Consider the following 15,878-nt stretch of genomic DNA (forward strand, 5'->3'; position numbering starts at 1 on the left):
TATGTATTCAATCGGGGAATTTTCTAAAAAGACCGGCATTACAATTCGGACTTTACGCTATTACGGAGAGAAAGGTTTACTAAAACCTGCCCGTATTTCTGAAGGCGGTCAGCGCTATTATAATGACGCTAATATCATAACTGTCCAAAAGATTGTGACTTTCAAATATCTTGATTATTCTCTAGAGGAAATTAAAGAGCTGCTCAAAAAAGATGATTCTTTGCTCCAATCTTTGGAACATCAAAAATTGCAGTTACTAAAGAAGAAAAAGCAGCTGGAACAAATGCTTGCAACGATTGATACAGCTATTCATATCCATCAAGGAAATATGGCCGTTGATTCTACTACATTACTGCTCGTTATTCACAGTTTACTGACAGAGGATGCGCAAAAGGATTATTTGAGGCAATATATTTCGGAGCCGCTCATTGAACGTATATACAATTTTCTAGATATAAATTTTATCGAAATAAATCGACGTTATATTGAAAGTCTCCACGAAATTAAGCAGGCTTATCAAGCTCCACCGGAAGACACGATGCTAAAAGAACTGATCGAACGGCTATTTTCTATTATTCCGCAAGAATTAACCAAAAGTATTGCACAGGAATTTGAAAAGCATGCAACCGTAGATTTTGATAACTGGCTCTTTGCGATTCCGCTTACTAGTGAAGAAGAAAATTGGCTATTGGAGCAAGCTGCACGATTGAACATATTAGAGGAGGTTATTACATGAACGTTAAACTAAAGCAATTATGGGAGCTCATTAAAAAAAGTAAATTCCCACAAAAACTCGTCATCATTGTTTTTGTATTAAGTATTATCGAAACACTTGCTTCGCTTGCTGTACCATTATTTACAATGAATATGATCAACGATTTTTCGACGACAGGTTTTGCATGGACAGCGGTCACTGCCGTTGCACTTATTTTAGTCGTGCAGGCGGTTCTAAGTGGTTTTACCTATTTTCTAATGCGTATGCTCGGTGAACGGATTGTTGCGAATTTACGAAACACACTTTGGCAGCATATTTTATATTTAAAAACGCCTTACTTTGATGCACATGAATCCGGTGAAACGATGAGCCGTATTACACAAGATACGAGTGTCGTAAAAGAACTCGTGACCGACCATCTCGTAAGCTTTGTATCGGGCATTTTTTCTATTATCGGCGCGATTGCCATTTTACTGTGGATTGACTGGAAAATGACTCTGCTTATGTTAATCGCCGTACCTCTTGCAATTTTTGTGACATTGCCACTTGGACAAAAAATGCATAAGATCGCCAAGGCTAATCAGGATGAGCTTGCTTCATTCAGTGGACACCTGGGACGTGTGTTATCTAATATCCGACTTGTAAAATCTTCGCAAACCGAAACTTTGGAAAAAGAACGGGGTGAAACTCGCATTGAGCAGCTTTACCGATTTGGTTTAAAAGAAGCGAAAATCCTGGCTATTTTATCCCCGATCATGACACTCATTATGATGATTGTCCTAATACTTTTATTCGGATATGGGGGCACACAAGTATCTTCAGGAGCGATTTCTTCAGGGGAGCTTGTTGCGATAATGATTTACCTTGTGCAAATCATCATTCCTTTTACACAAATGGCAACATTTTTTACAGCATTACAGAAAGCACTTGGTGCAACAGAACGTATTCAAGCAATCATTGCGCAGGCAACCGAAAAGATATCCGGCCTTTCAATTCCTGCGTCTGCACAAAATATTATTTTTCAAAATGTAAAGTTTCAATATGCTGACCAGCCCATTTTAAAAGGAATGAACTTTACGATTCCCTCTGGCAAAACAACGGCATTTGTTAGCAGTAGTGGCGGCGGGAAAACGACGATGTTTTCATTAATCGAGCGTTTTTATGAAGCAACAGAGGGCAAAATTTTATATGGGCAGACAACTATTGAACAGTATGATTTATACGAATGGCGGAAACTGTTTGGCTATGTGACGCAAGACGCCCCCCTTATGAATGGCTCGATCCGTGAAAATGTTTTGTATGGTCAACACGATGTAACAGACGACCAAGTTGTGGAAGCATTGCGGGCAGCATATGCCTACGATTTTGTTATGGCACTTGAACAAGGACTCGAAACCGAAGTTGGTGAAGGTGGCATTAAACTATCAGGCGGCCAAAAGCAACGGATTGCAATTGCCCGTGCGATTCTACGCGACCCTCAAATATTATTGCTTGATGAGGCGACATCGAATTTGGACAATGAATCTGAACGTGAAGTCCAGCTTGCTTTACAGGCATTGATGAAGAACCGAACGACTGTCATTATCGCACATCGTCTTTCTACAATTACAAATGCCGACCAGATTTTACTATTTGAAGACGGGCAGCTGTCTGGCGCAGGTACTCATGGAGAGCTTATTAACTCACATTCATACTACAAGCAGCTATGGTCTAAAATGCAAGTGATTTAGCATGAAAAGTGCTCGAAGGAAACTTCGCAGCACTTTTTCCCCTATAGAAAAACACGCCAAAAGTAAATTTACTTTTGACGTGCTGTATTTCATTTCTAAGCTTTCAATTGAGCAAACTGTATATGCTTACAATGTTTTTTCAAGATATCCAATACTTCATTTAAAAAGCTAATTTCATCTTTTTCAACCATCCAGGCGTTTTCATCATGCTGAGCAACATACGTACTGCTTACATATGGGGCATTTTCCGCTGTAATGAGACGCACATAGCCGAATGTCATACCGGCTTCCTTGTAATCGACTCTCAATATGTCATTGTATGAAATTGTTTTCATCCGAGGCTTTGATTTATTTATAAATAGAAACTTTTCGCCAGCATAGTCAATTGTTATATCCGTTTTATCAAGCGACACCTTATAGCCACCAAATAATTTAAAGCTAAATGTTTTCATCGTTAACGACTCCATTTCAACTATCATTAGTTTTATTATACGGATTGTACCGATGAATTTCTAACTTTTACATAGACTACTGTGCTAAAAGATCCTCCACCGTTATTTTCCCATTGCTCGTTTTTAATTGAATTGTGTGTTCTTTAGTGCCATGGGAATAATGCGATGTTTTTTCATTATAAATGGATACGGATCCCCATGCTGTCCAACTATCAATTTCAATATTTTGAAGTTTTCCTTCTGTACTCAATATGATTTGCCCATTATCAGATACAAAATTTAATGGTGATTGAACAGATTTTAGCTGAGCAACAATTCGGCCATTTCGTGACTGCGCATGAATTTTGCCTACCACATTTTTAATCTCAACACGTCCGTTATCAGATTCTAACTGAAGCTCTTGACCCATTACATCCTCTGCAATAATCCTGCCATTATTGGAACTAGCTTTTACATGTTCAATATTCGTCTCTGTAAGCACCACTCGGCCATTATCCGAATGAGCATCAAGTACTTTCCCTTGAATATGATCCGTTAAAATACGGCCATTATCTGATTTTAGATAAAATTGCTGTGCGATTGTTTCAGACACCTTAATTCTGCCGTTGTCATTTTGAATCACGAGCTTTTCATATTGTTTCTTAGGCAGATAAATGACTGTATCAATTGTGTTGATTGTCCCTATTATTGTAATGAACCAAAAACGACGGACCTGTTCCTGACGCTTTATAGAGATGAAAAGTGTGTCATCTTTTATTAGCATGGATGCTTCAGTCAACTGGTCCTTATCCTTTGTTTCAATAAGTGCCTCGTCAGCGTCAGTTGGAACAATTACAACATTCACACCATTAGCCTCAATATCTACATTTCGATACGGAATTGGCTTATCATTTTTCATAACCGCCACATTTTCCATAAAGTCTTCTTCATCATATGAAGCAAGGAGCTCTTCAGCCAGCTCTTCAATATTTCCGAATGATTTTATAATTTCTTCAGTTGTCTTTCCTTCTGCACGGCCATTTTCGAAGTATTCTTCAAAGTCTCTGCGTATGTCATCTCTTTCTTGCTGTTGTAATTTTATTAAATGGTTATCAAGTAAATCTAAAAACTGTTGTTCATTCATTTTTATTTGCTCCCTTGAATTAAAGTATTTACACCCGAAATAAAACTTTCCCATTCATTACGTAAGCTCTGTAGTTGTTCAATCCCTAGTTCGGTAATCTGATAATATTTACGCGGCGGGCCTTCTGTTGATTCCATTAAATATGTTGTAAAAAGACCGTCTTTTGTTAACCTGCGTAACAGCGGGTATACCGCTCCTTCTGATATTTCAATTTGTGTAGAAATTGCTTGCACAAGCTCATATCCATACATATCTTTCTTTTCTAATAAGGCGAGGACACATAAATTCAACACACCTTTTTTAAATTGAGGATTCATTATTTCACCTCACTACTATTTAATATACAATAGTGTAACAAACACTACTGTTCATTGCAAGGTAGTGTACAAAAAATAATTGTGCTAAGATTTATCCTCAGCACAATTTTCGTTCGTTAAAACCTTCTATATGGTCTGTCGTTCGAATAATGGATTGCCGTCCACATTAACGTCGCGATTAAAACTAACTCAAAGGCATTTGTAATCGCGTCACTGCCAATATCAATCGGAACTGCACTACCGATTGTCATAACAATTGTACCGACAAGCATCCACCACCATTTTCTTTTCCGGGCAAGCATGATCGCAGCGATTAATAAGGCCACAAGAACAATCAAAATCATTAGGGGCGGTCCGGAAGCTGCTTCTGTTGTACTGTAGCTTAGTACACCATACGATTCCTCCGGCGCTAGTTCCAGCCCACTCAGTTCCGCAAAATATTCAACAATCATTGCAACAACCCATAAAGCACCAAATGTAAACGAAACCCATTCCTTATAGGCAAAATGAAGGTTTGCCTCTTTCATTATAAAAAGCGAAAAAAGTATTAAAGTAGGTGTGAATATTGCATGGAGCCAAAATCTGCCATAACTTAGGTTTTCAAGCAGCTCTCCCTCTCCGATAACATGGCCTAAAGCTAATATTGTATTATCATAAATTAGGGCAGCAATAACTAAAAATAAAATGGCGGATGCAGTTTTTTTATGTTTCGCCATTCCCCAGACGAAGATGGCAATATAGGCAATCGTGAAAAGCCCGAATATATAAGGATCCATCATACCCCTCCTTTTAATTACTATTCTTTCCCCTTTACCCCAAAATTAAGTTATTAAATATTTCAAGATTAGAAAGGGGCACGAGCGGGAAATATTCTTTAGATGAATAAAGGGGGAACTAATTATGGAATTACACAATGGTTTATTATTTTGGCCGACTACACTTGTAAAAGAACCTCACACGAACCCACCAATTAAACCTCATTATGACGCGATTATCGTAGGTGCCGGAATGAGCGGGATATTGACGGCGAAAGCACTAATTGATGAAGGATTATCAGTAGCCGTTATAGAACGAAATGAACTCGGCTCAGGCAGTACTTCGGCTAATACAGGACTACTTCAATATTCAAATGATATTCAATTACACGAACTTTGCGATTTAATTGGAGAAGAGGATGCTGTACGTTTTTATAAACTATGCTTGGAGGCAGTTGACCAGCTTGAAAAAACTGCCCAGCCGTTAAAAGATCAGGCAGATTTCACTCGACGTCCGAGCATCTGTTTTGCCAGTGAAAAAAAAGATGTATCAAAACTTGAGCAGGAATGCGAGATTTTAGTAAAGCACGGATTCTCTGCTGAGTTTTGGAATGAACTTGTCGTAGAAAAGCGCTTACCATTTAAAGCACCTGCTGCTCTGTACACAAATAATGATGCGGAAATGAACCCCTACAAATTCGTTGTTTCGTTAACTGAACAGCTTATTGCTAAAGGACTAGATTTATTTGAAAATACGTACGCCAATATTATAGAGGACAAAGGAAATGACATTATTTTGCACACAATGAACGGCATTTTTAAAACATCCCGTATTATATACACGACCGGGTATGATCGTCTTCCTTATGGAAAAATGAAGGGGGCTGACATTAACCGTTCCTATGCGATTGTGACAGAGCAAAAACCAACCTTTGAGAGCTGGTATGAAAATGCACTCATTTGGGAAACTGCCCGCCCATATTTGTATATGCGAAAAACGGTAGATCACCGCATTATAATCGGAGGATTAGACGAAAAAAAAGCCAATCCTGCCAAGCACGAATCAAAAGTGGAAGCAATGGCAAATATGCTGCTTGATAAACTTCATGAATTAATACCTGGCGAAAGCTTTCATGCACCGTATAAATATTGTGCTTCCTTCGGTGAGTCATTAGACCATCTACCATTCATTGGACAGCACCCAGAACAGCCGAATCACTATTACCTGCTTGGATTTGGAGGGAACGGCACGGTTTATAGCATGCTTGGCTCTCAAATAATTGCTGATTTAATCATGAATCGACCGAACGACGATGCACGTCTTGTGACATTGGACCGGAAATATGGAATTAAATAACCATAAAGTTCCCTATTGCTGGAATTTTATTTTTAATTCCACTTCTTTGTTATAAGCTATTAAGTAAAAGGGGGCTTTATCGTGGTTTTTAAGTCAAAAGTGGATATTTGGATGGCGTTCATATTTATTCTTGTGCCGATCTCAATGTTATACGGGGTCATTACCGAGCCAAGTGCTGTTTTACTTCTTGTTACGGCATTCATTATTGTTTTATTATGTATACTGTTTTTCGGTACCAAATACGTAATTAAAGCGGATGAACTCATCGTTTACGGTGGTATTTATAAAAAGCGAATTCCGATTAAGCAAATACGAAGCTTGCGTCCATCGAAAAATCCTCTATCGGCTCCGGCAATGTCAATCGACCGTATTGAAATTACATTTGATCCGCATATTCAGGTCATTCTTATATCCCCAAAAGAAAAGGAGCTGTTTGTAAAAAAGCTCCTTGAAATCAATCCAAATATTACACTCAAGTCGTAAGGAATCCACGCAAATTGTATCAGCAATCTGCGTGGATTTTTTACACGAGTATCCCTTTTTCACTTAAACGTTTTGAAAAATCATCAATTGTTAAGGGACGACTATAATAGTAACCCTGTACAAATTCACAATCAAATTCCCGCAAAAGGTGCAAATCTGCATGTTCCTCAACACCTTCCGCCACTACTTTTAAATTAAGTGCGCGTGCCAAAGAAATCATCGCGGAAACCATGGCAATGTCTGCGTTGTTCTTATACATTTCATGAATGAACGTACGGTCGATTTTTAATAAATCGACCGGGAATTTCTTTAAATAGCTTAATGAGGAATAGCCAGTCCCAAAATCATCAATAGCTAACGTAATATCCATTTCACTTAATTGCTTGATCGTATGGAGCAAATCTGAATTTTGATCTAAGAAACTCATTTCTGTTATCTCGATTTCCAGTGCGCTTGGAGAAATTCCATGCTGCTTTAAAATTCGATTTAAGCGCACAATAAAGTTTTCTGCTTTCAAATGGTTCGGTGAAATATTAACAGCCACACGAAGGTTTAAATTATATCGTTCATTCCATTCTGTTACTTGGCGACCTGCTTTAGCAATAACCCACTCACTGATATCACTGATCAAGCCAAACTCTTCCGCAAATGGTATGAACTGATCCGGTGGTACGAAACCAAGCTCATCATCAAACCAGCGAATCAGTGCTTCCATGCCTTCAATTTTATTTGTTTGCAAATTCACTTTCGGTTGATAATACAGTTCAAATGCCTCTTTTTTAATGGCATCATGTAACTTTGTTTCCAATGTTAGTAGTTGATTATACGAAAAACGCTGTTGCTTTTTATAAATGACAAAACCTCTGTTATTGCTTTTTTTCGCCTCATACATCGCAGTATCGGCATATTTTAATATGTCTTGTGCCGAGTAGCCATGCTCCGGGTAATTTACCGCCCCGATACTGATCGAAGCATAAAAGGTATGGTTATTTAAATTAAATTGGCTTTTAAATAGTGCTTGTATATCCTCTGCAGCACTTTCCAGTAGATCTGAATTTCTTAAAATACAGATGAATTCATCTCCGCTCAAACGATAAAAAGTTATAAACGGACTAGTCAATGTTTTTGTTCGCTCCGCAATTTCTGCTAAAAACATATCCCCGACGTGGTGCCCTAAACCATCATTTATATTTTTAAACCGATTGACATCAAATAACATGAGTGAAAATGGCTGTTGTTCAACTTCGATTAGCGTTTTTAAATCATTAAGCAACATCCGGCGATTTGGCAGTCCTGTCAGATCATCATGGTGTGCAATATGAATCATTTCCCCAATCTTCTTTTGTGCGGTAATATCTGTACGAATCGAAATATACTGGTAGGGCTTTCCTTTCGCATTCAAAAACGGTACAATCGTCGTCTGTACCCAATAGATTGAACCATCCTTTGCGCGGTTACACACTTCTCCGTTCCATGTCTTGCCTGAACCTATCGTACGCCACATTTCCTTAAAAAAAGTTTTGGGATGATAGCCTGAATTTAAAAGACGGTGATCTTTACCAATGAGTTCACAACGTTCGTATTTGGAAATTTTACAAAATCGATCATTTACAATTGTGATAATGCCTCTTTGATCTGTAACTGCCAAAATGGACGATTCGTCTAATGCAACTTTAATATTTTGTAATTCTTCTACAGTCAATTGCATTGAACCTAGTACATTTGTATCTTCTATTTTTACCATCTACCCACCAACTTCTATTTAGTGATTCTTTTCTAGTGCATTTTCGGAAAATTTGCATTCTTTAATTCATAATTATAGTTCTTAGTTCATGATTTTGATAGTTCTTTTAGATTATATCGGGGTTTTTTTATAATTTTTTACTTTTCCCCTTTCTTTTATAAATAAAAATGTAGTTTTTATTTTCCCTATCTGTTAATTTCTATAAATATTTCTAGAAGATTCTCTATTAAATGTTCAACAACCTCTTCTTTCGGTGGAATATTCTGATAAAATGATAGTAATTTCCAGTGAAAGGATTGATGAAAATGAAAATATTTATGAAGGTGATTGAAAAGTAATCTTTCGCCTCTTTTCAATCAGATGAACATCAAATTATTTCGAAAAGAGGAAAACAATGTACACAGATCAGGAATTAACTATCCGACCAATAACAGAACAAGATATGGAACGCTTATGGGAACTGATATATAAAGATGAACAGCCCGAGTGGAAAAAGTGGGATGCGCCGTACTATCCGCATAGAGCGATTCCTTATGAACAATTTATCCAGACAAATCAGGCTTGGATCGGGGATGAAAGCTTTTGGGTCATTGAAGTATCGGGAGTTGTTCGCGGAATTATCTCCTACTTCTGGGAACACGAACCGTCAAAGTGGCTTGAGATGGGCATTAACCTGCATGAAGGGCATTTGTGGGGAAAAGGCATCGGAACTCGGGCATTAAAATTATGGATTGCCCATTTATTTCATACAATGCCATTAGTGCGTGTTGGTTTTACGACATGGTCAGGCAACGAACGCATGATTCGTGTTGGCGAAAAGCTCGGAATGCAGCTAGAAGCAAGAATTCGTAAAGTCCGCTATTACGAAGGGCATTATTATGACTCGATTCGCATGGGGTTACTTAGAGAAGAATGGGAAGCTTTGAATAACGAATAATTTTTCAGGGGTGGAGAAGATGAGCGTAAAAGAGAAACTGCAAGCAAACTATGAGAACATGGTTGAAATTCGAAGACATCTGCATATGTATCCGGAGCTTTCATTCAAAGAAGTTAATACACCAAAACTAATTGCTGAAAAGCTTCGTTCTTTTGGGATTGAGGTAAAAGAAAATGTTGGCGGAAATGGCGTCGTTGGCCGCTTAGAAGGCGCTTACGACGGACCGACAATTGCGTTCCGCGCCGATTTTGATGCACTTCCGATTCAAGATGAAAAAGAAGTACCTTACAAATCGAAAGTCGATGGAGTAAGCCATGCTTGTGGTCATGATATCCATACAGCCGCACTGCTCGGTTTAGCAAAATCACTTGCTGATAACCGTGATGCGCTTCACGGCAATATTGTATTCATCCATCAATTTGCTGAAGAAGTTGTACCAGGCGGTGCAAAAGCTATGGTAGAAGCAGGTTGCCTGGAAGGCGTCGACTATGTGTACGGTTCACATGTATCTTCATGGAGCGAATTAGGTACTGTACTGTTTTGTGAAGGCTACGCAATGGCGGCTGCGGATTTCTTTGAGCTTACTATTCAAGGTAAAGGCGGACATGGCGCATCACCTCATGAAACAATAGACCCGATTGTTGCAGCGGCACAGTTTGTATTTGGAGTGCAGCCGATCGTCAGCCGAAATACCGATCCAATTGAATCTGCTGTTATTACAATCGGAAAAATTGAAAGTGGCACAGTCGGCAATGTCATTCCCGAGAAAGCCCATTTAACGGGGACTGTTCGTACATTCAATCCAGCGATCCGCGATATGGTGGAGCAAAAGTTAAACAACTTATGCAAAGCGATTGAAATTCAGTACGGGGCCAAACTTGAATTTAACTATACACGTGGTTATGATGCTGTATATAATCACCCGGCCGAAACAGCTATGCTTCGAGAAGCTGTTTCAATTAACCTGCCAGATTTGCAATTACTAAATGCCCCACCTCGCATGGGAGCAGAAGACTTCACCTATTATTTACAGGAAAAGCCGGGGACGTTTTTCTTCACAGGTGGCGGCCATAAGGATATTGAAGCTGTCTATCCGCATCACCATCCAAAATTCGATGTGGATGAACAGTCCATGCTGAATATTGCCGATGTGTTTGTGGAGGCATTGAAGCTTCATGGGGTTGTAAAATAAAATTAATTTTAATTTGAGCTATCATGTTCTAAAAGGAGGTTATAGAGATGAAAAAAGAAAAAAACGAGCTGTTGGAATGGATCAAAGTTATCGCCATAACCGCCTTGTTTGTTGTAGCAATCCGAACGTTTATTTTTACTCCGATCGATGTGAAAGGTGCTTCCATGATGCCGACATATGAAGACGGAGACCGGATTATCGTCAATAAAATCGGCAAATCGCTTCATGATTTTGAGCGATTTGATATCATTGTGTTCGATGGTTTAGAAAGTGAATATTTTATTAAACGGATTATCGGCCTTCCAGGTGATCATATCGAATATAAAGACGATGTACTTTATATAAATGGTCAGGAAGTCGATGAGCCCTATTTGGATGAATACAAATCTGCTCTTAACGATCCAGGTGATTTGACTCCTGATTTCACGCTGGAAGATCTGGCAGGTGTATCAGAAATTCCGAATGACTATTATTTTGTAATGGGCGATAATCGCCGCAAAAGTAGTGACAGCCGAGATCCACGCATTGGTCTTGTCTCAAAGGAACATATTCTTGGCTCTACATCTATCCGATTTTACCCGCTCGACTCATTAGGTTTGGTCAAATAATCTGAAAAACAGACTTGCCGTGATTGCTTTCATTAGCAATTGCGGCTTTTTTTGTATTTAATTAAGCATTAAATAAATTACATAATGACATATATAAATTGCATTTTGAATTATATATTGTATAATAAGCTTAATAATATTAATTTTGGGAGGGAATATGATGGGATTTTGGAACAAAAAAGTGGTCGATGAGCGCGTGTACAACATTCAAAATAAAATTTACCGGGAAATATATTTACTCACGATGATGATTGTTCTCGTGTCGATTGGGGTTAAATTTTATCGCTTCGGAGTAAGTATGGAGTCAGTTACTACAGAGATAGTCATTTTAATAGGCGTCAGTTTATACTACGGCTTCCGTTCCTCACAACTTGGAGTATTTTCGGATGAAGTTGAACTTCATGATGCCAACAGCAAATTTTCATACAGCACAAAACAGCTAATAATCGGTATTGGCATGGGGCTGGTTATCTCACTTTTCATGGGGATTAACAGTGCGTACCAGTATGCAGACAGTTCATCTCAGGCTATTGAATATTTCTTTTTAGTATTTTTCGTTTCACTCATTATTTACGTTCCATTTTATTTACTGCTTTTATTTGCTGCCTATAAAAGTGCCTTGAAAAAAAGCCAAAAAGTAAACAGCAAAATGCTTGAAGAAGATGATGATGTGGGGCGATACCAATGAAAAATATCCGCTTAAAGATGGCCCGAATTGAACATGATCTATCACAAGATGAGCTCGCAAAAAAGGTTGGGGTCACTCGCCAAACAATCGGACTCATCGAGCTTGGCAAATACAATCCGACATTAAGTGTATGTATCGCGATATGTAGAACATTGAGTAAAACTTTGGATGAACTATTTTGGGAACAATCCGAATAAAAGCAATCATTATAAAAAGGAGCATAAAAGTTTTTTCACTTTTACGTTCCTTTTAATTTCCTATAATTCTAGCTTATACAACTGATCATCCTTTTCTTCTGGTGTACCGCGCCCGTCCGTATTATTCGTAATCCAGTACAATGTATCCTCTTCAATCCATACATCGCGGATTCTGCCTACATTATTGACGATTTCTTTTACTTCTTTTGACTTTAAATCGAATTCGAGCAATGCTGTCCCCCGGAGTGCTGCAACATATAGTTTGTTGTCGTAGAATGCTATACCTGAAGGGGCCCATGTACTTTCACTCCCCGAGGTGAACAAAGGGGATATGAATCCTTCTTGCTCTTCCTCTCCTTCAATTATAGGCCAGCAGTAATTTTGTCCAGCTTCAATTTTATTAATTTCATCATTTGCGCTTTGCCCATGCTCACTTGCATACATTGTTCCATCAGTTGACCAGGTGATGCCTTGCGGGTTTCGGTGTCCGTAGCTGTACACGTATAAATGTGGAAAAGGATTATCGTCCGGAATGCTCCCGTCCAAATTCATGCGCAATATTTTCCCGCCAAGTGTAGTCAGGTCCTGTGCAGTTTGTGGATTCGATGCATCACCTGCTGTCACATAAAGCTTTTGATCCGGACCGATCTTTACGCGTCCGCCGTGATGATATTTACCACTAGGTATTTGATCAAGAAGTAAGCGCTTCTCCCGCCAGCTACCGTTCTCCTGTTGAAGCACTACAATTCGATTATACTGCTCACTCGCTGTTTTATACGTATAATAAGCGTAGGCTTCATTTGACTGATCAAAATCCGGCGCCAGTACAAAGCCAAGCAGCCCTGCCTCAGATGCAGTGGAAAGTGTTTTTTCAAGTTTTACAGCCTGCCTTGTCATTTCCCCTTGCTCTACTTTTACAATATACCCTGTTCGCTCCGTTATATAAAAAGTGTCTCCAAGTTTATTAATTGCCCATGGTGCTTCAAGATTGGTAGCGATTGTTTTGTATTGTTCTATACTTTGAGAGTTATTTGCGACGGAATCGGGTTGTATTTCATTTGTGGAACATCCTGTTAAACATAACAACGTAATTCCTAATCCAACAAATGATTTCTTCAAAGAAAAACCTCCCTTTGCGATACATATTGTTTCGTCATTTCCTACACCTAAAAGTGTATAAAAAATGGGTGCTTCGTTGCATCCAAACAATATTCTACTCTTTGACGAAAGTTTCCGAATGTCACCATTTCCAAGGCTTCTTTGATTGGGAAGTACCCTACTTCCAAGCTTTCCGGTGAAGTTGTCGGTATTCCCCAGACTGGCTTCGCCAAGAACAGCGTATTGCAAATAGATTTCTCTACATTTTGAAAGATACCGCAGAATTTGAGTATTTCCACATCAATTCCCGATTCTTCTTTTGTTTCCCTAATCGCAGCAGCTGTCAAAGACTCGCCTTCTTCTACTTGACCACCCGGCATCTCCCAACCTCTTTTAGGTCCTTTAATAAGCAGAATCTCATTTTTACTGTTCAGCACAATTGTTGCAGCGGACACAATATGTTTTGGGGTTATAATTATTTTCTGTTGGATTTTTTCCAATATCATCAGTCCTTTTAAAAGTCTCTATATCGCTTATTTTAAAAGGTTCTATAGAGGAAATTTAAAACCCTGCCATTAGTAGAATCTTTCTTATTTTGCATTTCCTAATTAACGAACAACGCCGCTAACACAACGCCAAATATAAGTACTGACACAACCCAAAAGAGAATTCCTGACTGTTTATTTTGAGTCCGTCTGTATTCTCTAAATCCTATTATCCCAAACATTGCACTCATAAAGATAAACATAAGCGGCTGCAGGTGGAAGCGATCTGTTACCAAACTATAAATACAAATCAACGTTGCCAAAAATGCAAAAGTTAGTTGAAAGGCAACAAGTATATCAACTTTCATTTCCTTCATTTGTAACCCCCACCTCAATTCATGATATGAAACTAAATAAGTTTTCCCTTAAAATATTCTTCAGCTAAAATAGCTAAATAATCCATATCTTCATAAACATCATCTTTTAAAAATTCCTGTCTGTGGCGGCCTTCCCATACCATTCCGGACTTCTCCATCACTTTTCTTGAAGCGATATTTCTAACCATGCAGCGGCTGTAAATTCTATTTAACTGATGTTCCTGGAATCCGTAATTAATTATTTTTTTGCAAGCTTCTGTTGCAAAGCCATTACCCCACTCCGAGACATCGATAAAATAGCCCACCTCTGCATTGCGGTGGTTTTTTGAAACCGCAACGAGCCCGCAATTTCCGATATAGCGACCGCTCTCTTTTAAAAACACTGCAAATTCATAGGCCGTTCCTTGCTCAAAACTTTTTTGTAAATACGAAATCCAACGATCGACAATTTCACGTGGATACGGATGCGGAATCATGACCATTGTGTCCGCAATCTCCCTATGTTTTACTACTTCATAAATAGCGTCTGCAAATTCAACTTCATACGGCTTTAATATGAGTCTTTCCGTTTCTAAAATCATTTCTTCATCCCCTAAAAATCAATTAATAAAATACTCCATGTAAATATCATTTTCGTTAAAACCTATCTTTTTGTATAACGGTTTTCCCATCGGTGAAGAAATTAAAAATATGTGATGAACATTTCTTCCTTGAGCTTCTTTAAATATACGTTCGACCAACTGTTTAGCAAGCCCCCGACCTCTGCTTTCCGGTGTTGTGTACATATTTAAAATATATCCGCGAATGCCTGTCGAATTGGAATAACTAGGTGGAAAGGAGATAAACTGAATGCCTCCTGTAGCGAGCACATTTTTATCCTCCTCAATAATCCATTGAACAAATTGACCTGAGTTCAATTGCTTCTCAAAAAAGTTTCTTAATTCTTCGTCGATATTGGAAGACACAGTTTGCCCCTCCTCCACTAATAATCGCTTACGTAAATCTATTAAAATTTCCATATCATCTGTAGTAGCCAATCGTAATTCCATTTATATCCACCTTCCTGATTTTTATTGAGAATATATCTCTACTTCCTGTCAACAATGACAATCTTTTTCGTCTTGAACTTTTCTGAAACAGCATAAAGAAGAGTAATTATAAGTGCTGTAATACATGGATAACCTACAATCACAACAACGTTTGTATGCTCGACTAAACTGAATTCTCCCCACTCTAGCCACAAACGCCATCCCATTCCCAGAGCACTGAATAATAACGAAATGAAAAAAACCAATTCCGTTTTATGAACAAAAATTCCCACAAAAACATTCGCAACAACGATATAAATAAGGAAAACTAAGAATGAAAAACCCAAGTCAAATCCCTTCAAATTTGGAATAACAAAAGTAAAAGATATTCCCGTAAAAAAAAGAATTGTCATGAGATTAAAAAATAAGAAATGTTTTTTATTATTTCCTATTTTTTTATAATCATCTGTACCGAACATTCCATTTCACCTCTTTTACTTATTGTAACAATTAATGGAATATATAGGAGTGGTAAATCTCTGAATATAGTAAGCAACTTCCCGAATTGTTGAGGTGCCGCATAAAGATTCGG

The 15,878-nt window shown here is 38.3% G+C and carries 20 protein-coding genes; 9 read left to right on the top strand and 11 right to left on the bottom strand.

The genetic code is table 11. The features are described from left to right. Position 1 precedes the first annotated feature (1 nt). Both CBM15_RS14890 and CBM15_RS14895 read left to right on the top strand, forming a co-directional pair. Entirely contained in the window at positions 2-736 is a 735-nt protein-coding gene (locus CBM15_RS14890) for a MerR family transcriptional regulator (protein WP_014822481.1), read from the top strand. Continuing rightward, entirely contained in the window at positions 733-2,445 is a 1,713-nt protein-coding gene (locus CBM15_RS14895) for an ABC transporter ATP-binding protein (protein ID WP_087618115.1), read from the top strand. Before CBM15_RS14890 ends, CBM15_RS14895 begins: the two co-directional genes overlap by 4 nt. Before the next feature lie 95 nt (positions 2,446-2,540). Here CBM15_RS14895 and CBM15_RS14900 read toward each other — a convergent pair whose 3' ends face one another. From CBM15_RS14900 to CBM15_RS14915, 4 genes are all read right to left on the bottom strand, one after another. Next, on the bottom strand, positions 2,541-2,897 hold the full coding sequence (locus tag CBM15_RS14900) for an N-6 DNA methylase family protein (protein ID WP_008405898.1): 357 nt from the start codon (positions 2,895-2,897) through the stop codon (positions 2,541-2,543). A gap of 76 nt (positions 2,898-2,973) precedes the next feature. Further along, a complete protein-coding gene (locus tag CBM15_RS14905) occupies positions 2,974-4,020 on the bottom strand; it encodes a DUF4097 family beta strand repeat-containing protein (RefSeq protein ID WP_014822479.1) in 1,047 nt (348 codons plus the stop codon). A gap of 2 nt (positions 4,021-4,022) precedes the next feature. Further along, complete coding sequence (locus tag CBM15_RS14910) at positions 4,023-4,337, bottom strand: PadR family transcriptional regulator (RefSeq protein WP_008405902.1); 315 nt, start codon at positions 4,335-4,337, stop codon at positions 4,023-4,025. 116 nt (positions 4,338-4,453) lie between these two features. Beyond that, the gene (locus CBM15_RS14915) at positions 4,454-5,113 is read right to left on the bottom strand and encodes a phospholipid phosphatase (RefSeq protein ID WP_087618116.1); all 660 of its coding nucleotides are present in this window, start codon (positions 5,111-5,113) and stop codon (positions 4,454-4,456) included. A 124-nt stretch (positions 5,114-5,237) separates the two neighbouring features. Here CBM15_RS14915 and CBM15_RS14920 point away from each other — a divergent pair, with 124 nt between their 5' ends. Next, positions 5,238-6,449 carry an NAD(P)/FAD-dependent oxidoreductase gene (locus CBM15_RS14920; RefSeq protein ID WP_087618117.1) on the top strand — a complete coding sequence of 404 codons (1,212 nt, stop codon included), beginning with the start codon at positions 5,238-5,240 and terminating at the stop codon, positions 6,447-6,449. An 81-nt stretch (positions 6,450-6,530) separates the two neighbouring features. After that, a complete protein-coding gene (locus tag CBM15_RS14925) occupies positions 6,531-6,932 on the top strand; it encodes a PH domain-containing protein (RefSeq protein ID WP_239835860.1) in 402 nt (133 codons plus the stop codon). Positions 6,933-6,972: 40 nt separating this feature from the next. Here CBM15_RS14925 and CBM15_RS14930 read toward each other — a convergent pair whose 3' ends face one another. Next, positions 6,973-8,676, bottom strand: coding sequence for a bifunctional diguanylate cyclase/phosphodiesterase (locus tag CBM15_RS14930; RefSeq protein ID WP_087618118.1), 1,704 nt, complete (start codon positions 8,674-8,676; stop codon positions 6,973-6,975). A 394-nt stretch (positions 8,677-9,070) separates the two neighbouring features. Here CBM15_RS14930 and CBM15_RS14935 point away from each other — a divergent pair, with 394 nt between their 5' ends. The 5 genes from CBM15_RS14935 (at position 9,071) to CBM15_RS14955 (ending at position 12,298) form a co-directional block, all read left to right on the top strand. Next, on the top strand, positions 9,071-9,613 hold the full coding sequence (locus CBM15_RS14935; RefSeq protein ID WP_087618119.1) for a GNAT family N-acetyltransferase: 543 nt from the start codon (positions 9,071-9,073) through the stop codon (positions 9,611-9,613). A 19-nt stretch (positions 9,614-9,632) separates the two neighbouring features. Next, on the top strand, positions 9,633-10,805 hold the full coding sequence (locus CBM15_RS14940; RefSeq protein ID WP_087618120.1) for a M20 metallopeptidase family protein: 1,173 nt from the start codon (positions 9,633-9,635) through the stop codon (positions 10,803-10,805). Between the two features lie 47 nt (positions 10,806-10,852). Further along, positions 10,853-11,413 carry a signal peptidase I gene (gene lepB / locus CBM15_RS14945; RefSeq protein WP_087618121.1) on the top strand — a complete coding sequence of 187 codons (561 nt, stop codon included), beginning with the start codon at positions 10,853-10,855 and terminating at the stop codon, positions 11,411-11,413. A gap of 160 nt (positions 11,414-11,573) precedes the next feature. Further along, positions 11,574-12,101: a DUF6773 family protein gene (locus CBM15_RS14950; RefSeq protein ID WP_087618122.1), complete on the top strand. Its 528-nt coding sequence runs from the start codon at positions 11,574-11,576 to the stop codon at positions 12,099-12,101. Continuing rightward, the gene (locus tag CBM15_RS14955; protein WP_087618123.1) at positions 12,098-12,298 is read left to right on the top strand and encodes a helix-turn-helix transcriptional regulator; all 201 of its coding nucleotides are present in this window, start codon (positions 12,098-12,100) and stop codon (positions 12,296-12,298) included. The genes CBM15_RS14950 and CBM15_RS14955 overlap by 4 nt, the downstream gene beginning before the upstream one ends. A gap of 60 nt (positions 12,299-12,358) precedes the next feature. On the opposite strand, the gene CBM15_RS14960 is transcribed toward CBM15_RS14955, so the two are convergent. The 6 genes from CBM15_RS14960 to CBM15_RS14985 all read right to left on the bottom strand — a co-directional run bounded on the left by CBM15_RS14960 (position 12,359) and on the right by CBM15_RS14985 (position 15,765). Continuing rightward, a complete protein-coding gene (locus CBM15_RS14960) occupies positions 12,359-13,417 on the bottom strand; it encodes a PQQ-dependent sugar dehydrogenase (RefSeq protein ID WP_087618124.1) in 1,059 nt (352 codons plus the stop codon). 47 nt (positions 13,418-13,464) lie between these two features. Continuing rightward, positions 13,465-13,896 (bottom strand): NUDIX hydrolase, encoded by a 432-nt coding sequence (locus tag CBM15_RS14965; protein ID WP_087618161.1) that lies wholly within the window; start codon positions 13,894-13,896, stop codon positions 13,465-13,467. Between the two features lie 104 nt (positions 13,897-14,000). Then, the gene (locus CBM15_RS14970; protein ID WP_087618125.1) at positions 14,001-14,258 is read right to left on the bottom strand and encodes a YczI family protein; all 258 of its coding nucleotides are present in this window, start codon (positions 14,256-14,258) and stop codon (positions 14,001-14,003) included. Between the two features lie 32 nt (positions 14,259-14,290). Further along, positions 14,291-14,839 (bottom strand): GNAT family N-acetyltransferase, encoded by a 549-nt coding sequence (locus tag CBM15_RS14975; RefSeq protein WP_087618126.1) that lies wholly within the window; start codon positions 14,837-14,839, stop codon positions 14,291-14,293. Positions 14,840-14,857: 18 nt separating this feature from the next. Continuing rightward, positions 14,858-15,307, bottom strand: a complete 450-nt coding sequence (locus CBM15_RS14980) for a GNAT family N-acetyltransferase (RefSeq protein WP_087618127.1) — start codon at positions 15,305-15,307, stop codon at positions 14,858-14,860. Positions 15,308-15,345: 38 nt separating this feature from the next. Next, positions 15,346-15,765: an ABC transporter permease gene (locus CBM15_RS14985; RefSeq protein WP_087618128.1), complete on the bottom strand. Its 420-nt coding sequence runs from the start codon at positions 15,763-15,765 to the stop codon at positions 15,346-15,348. Between the last annotated feature and the right edge of the window lie 113 nt (positions 15,766-15,878).

The sequence above is a fragment of the Solibacillus kalamii genome, assembly GCF_002174535.1.
GTDB classification, from domain to species: Bacteria; Bacillota; Bacilli; order Bacillales_A; family Planococcaceae; genus Solibacillus; species Solibacillus silvestris.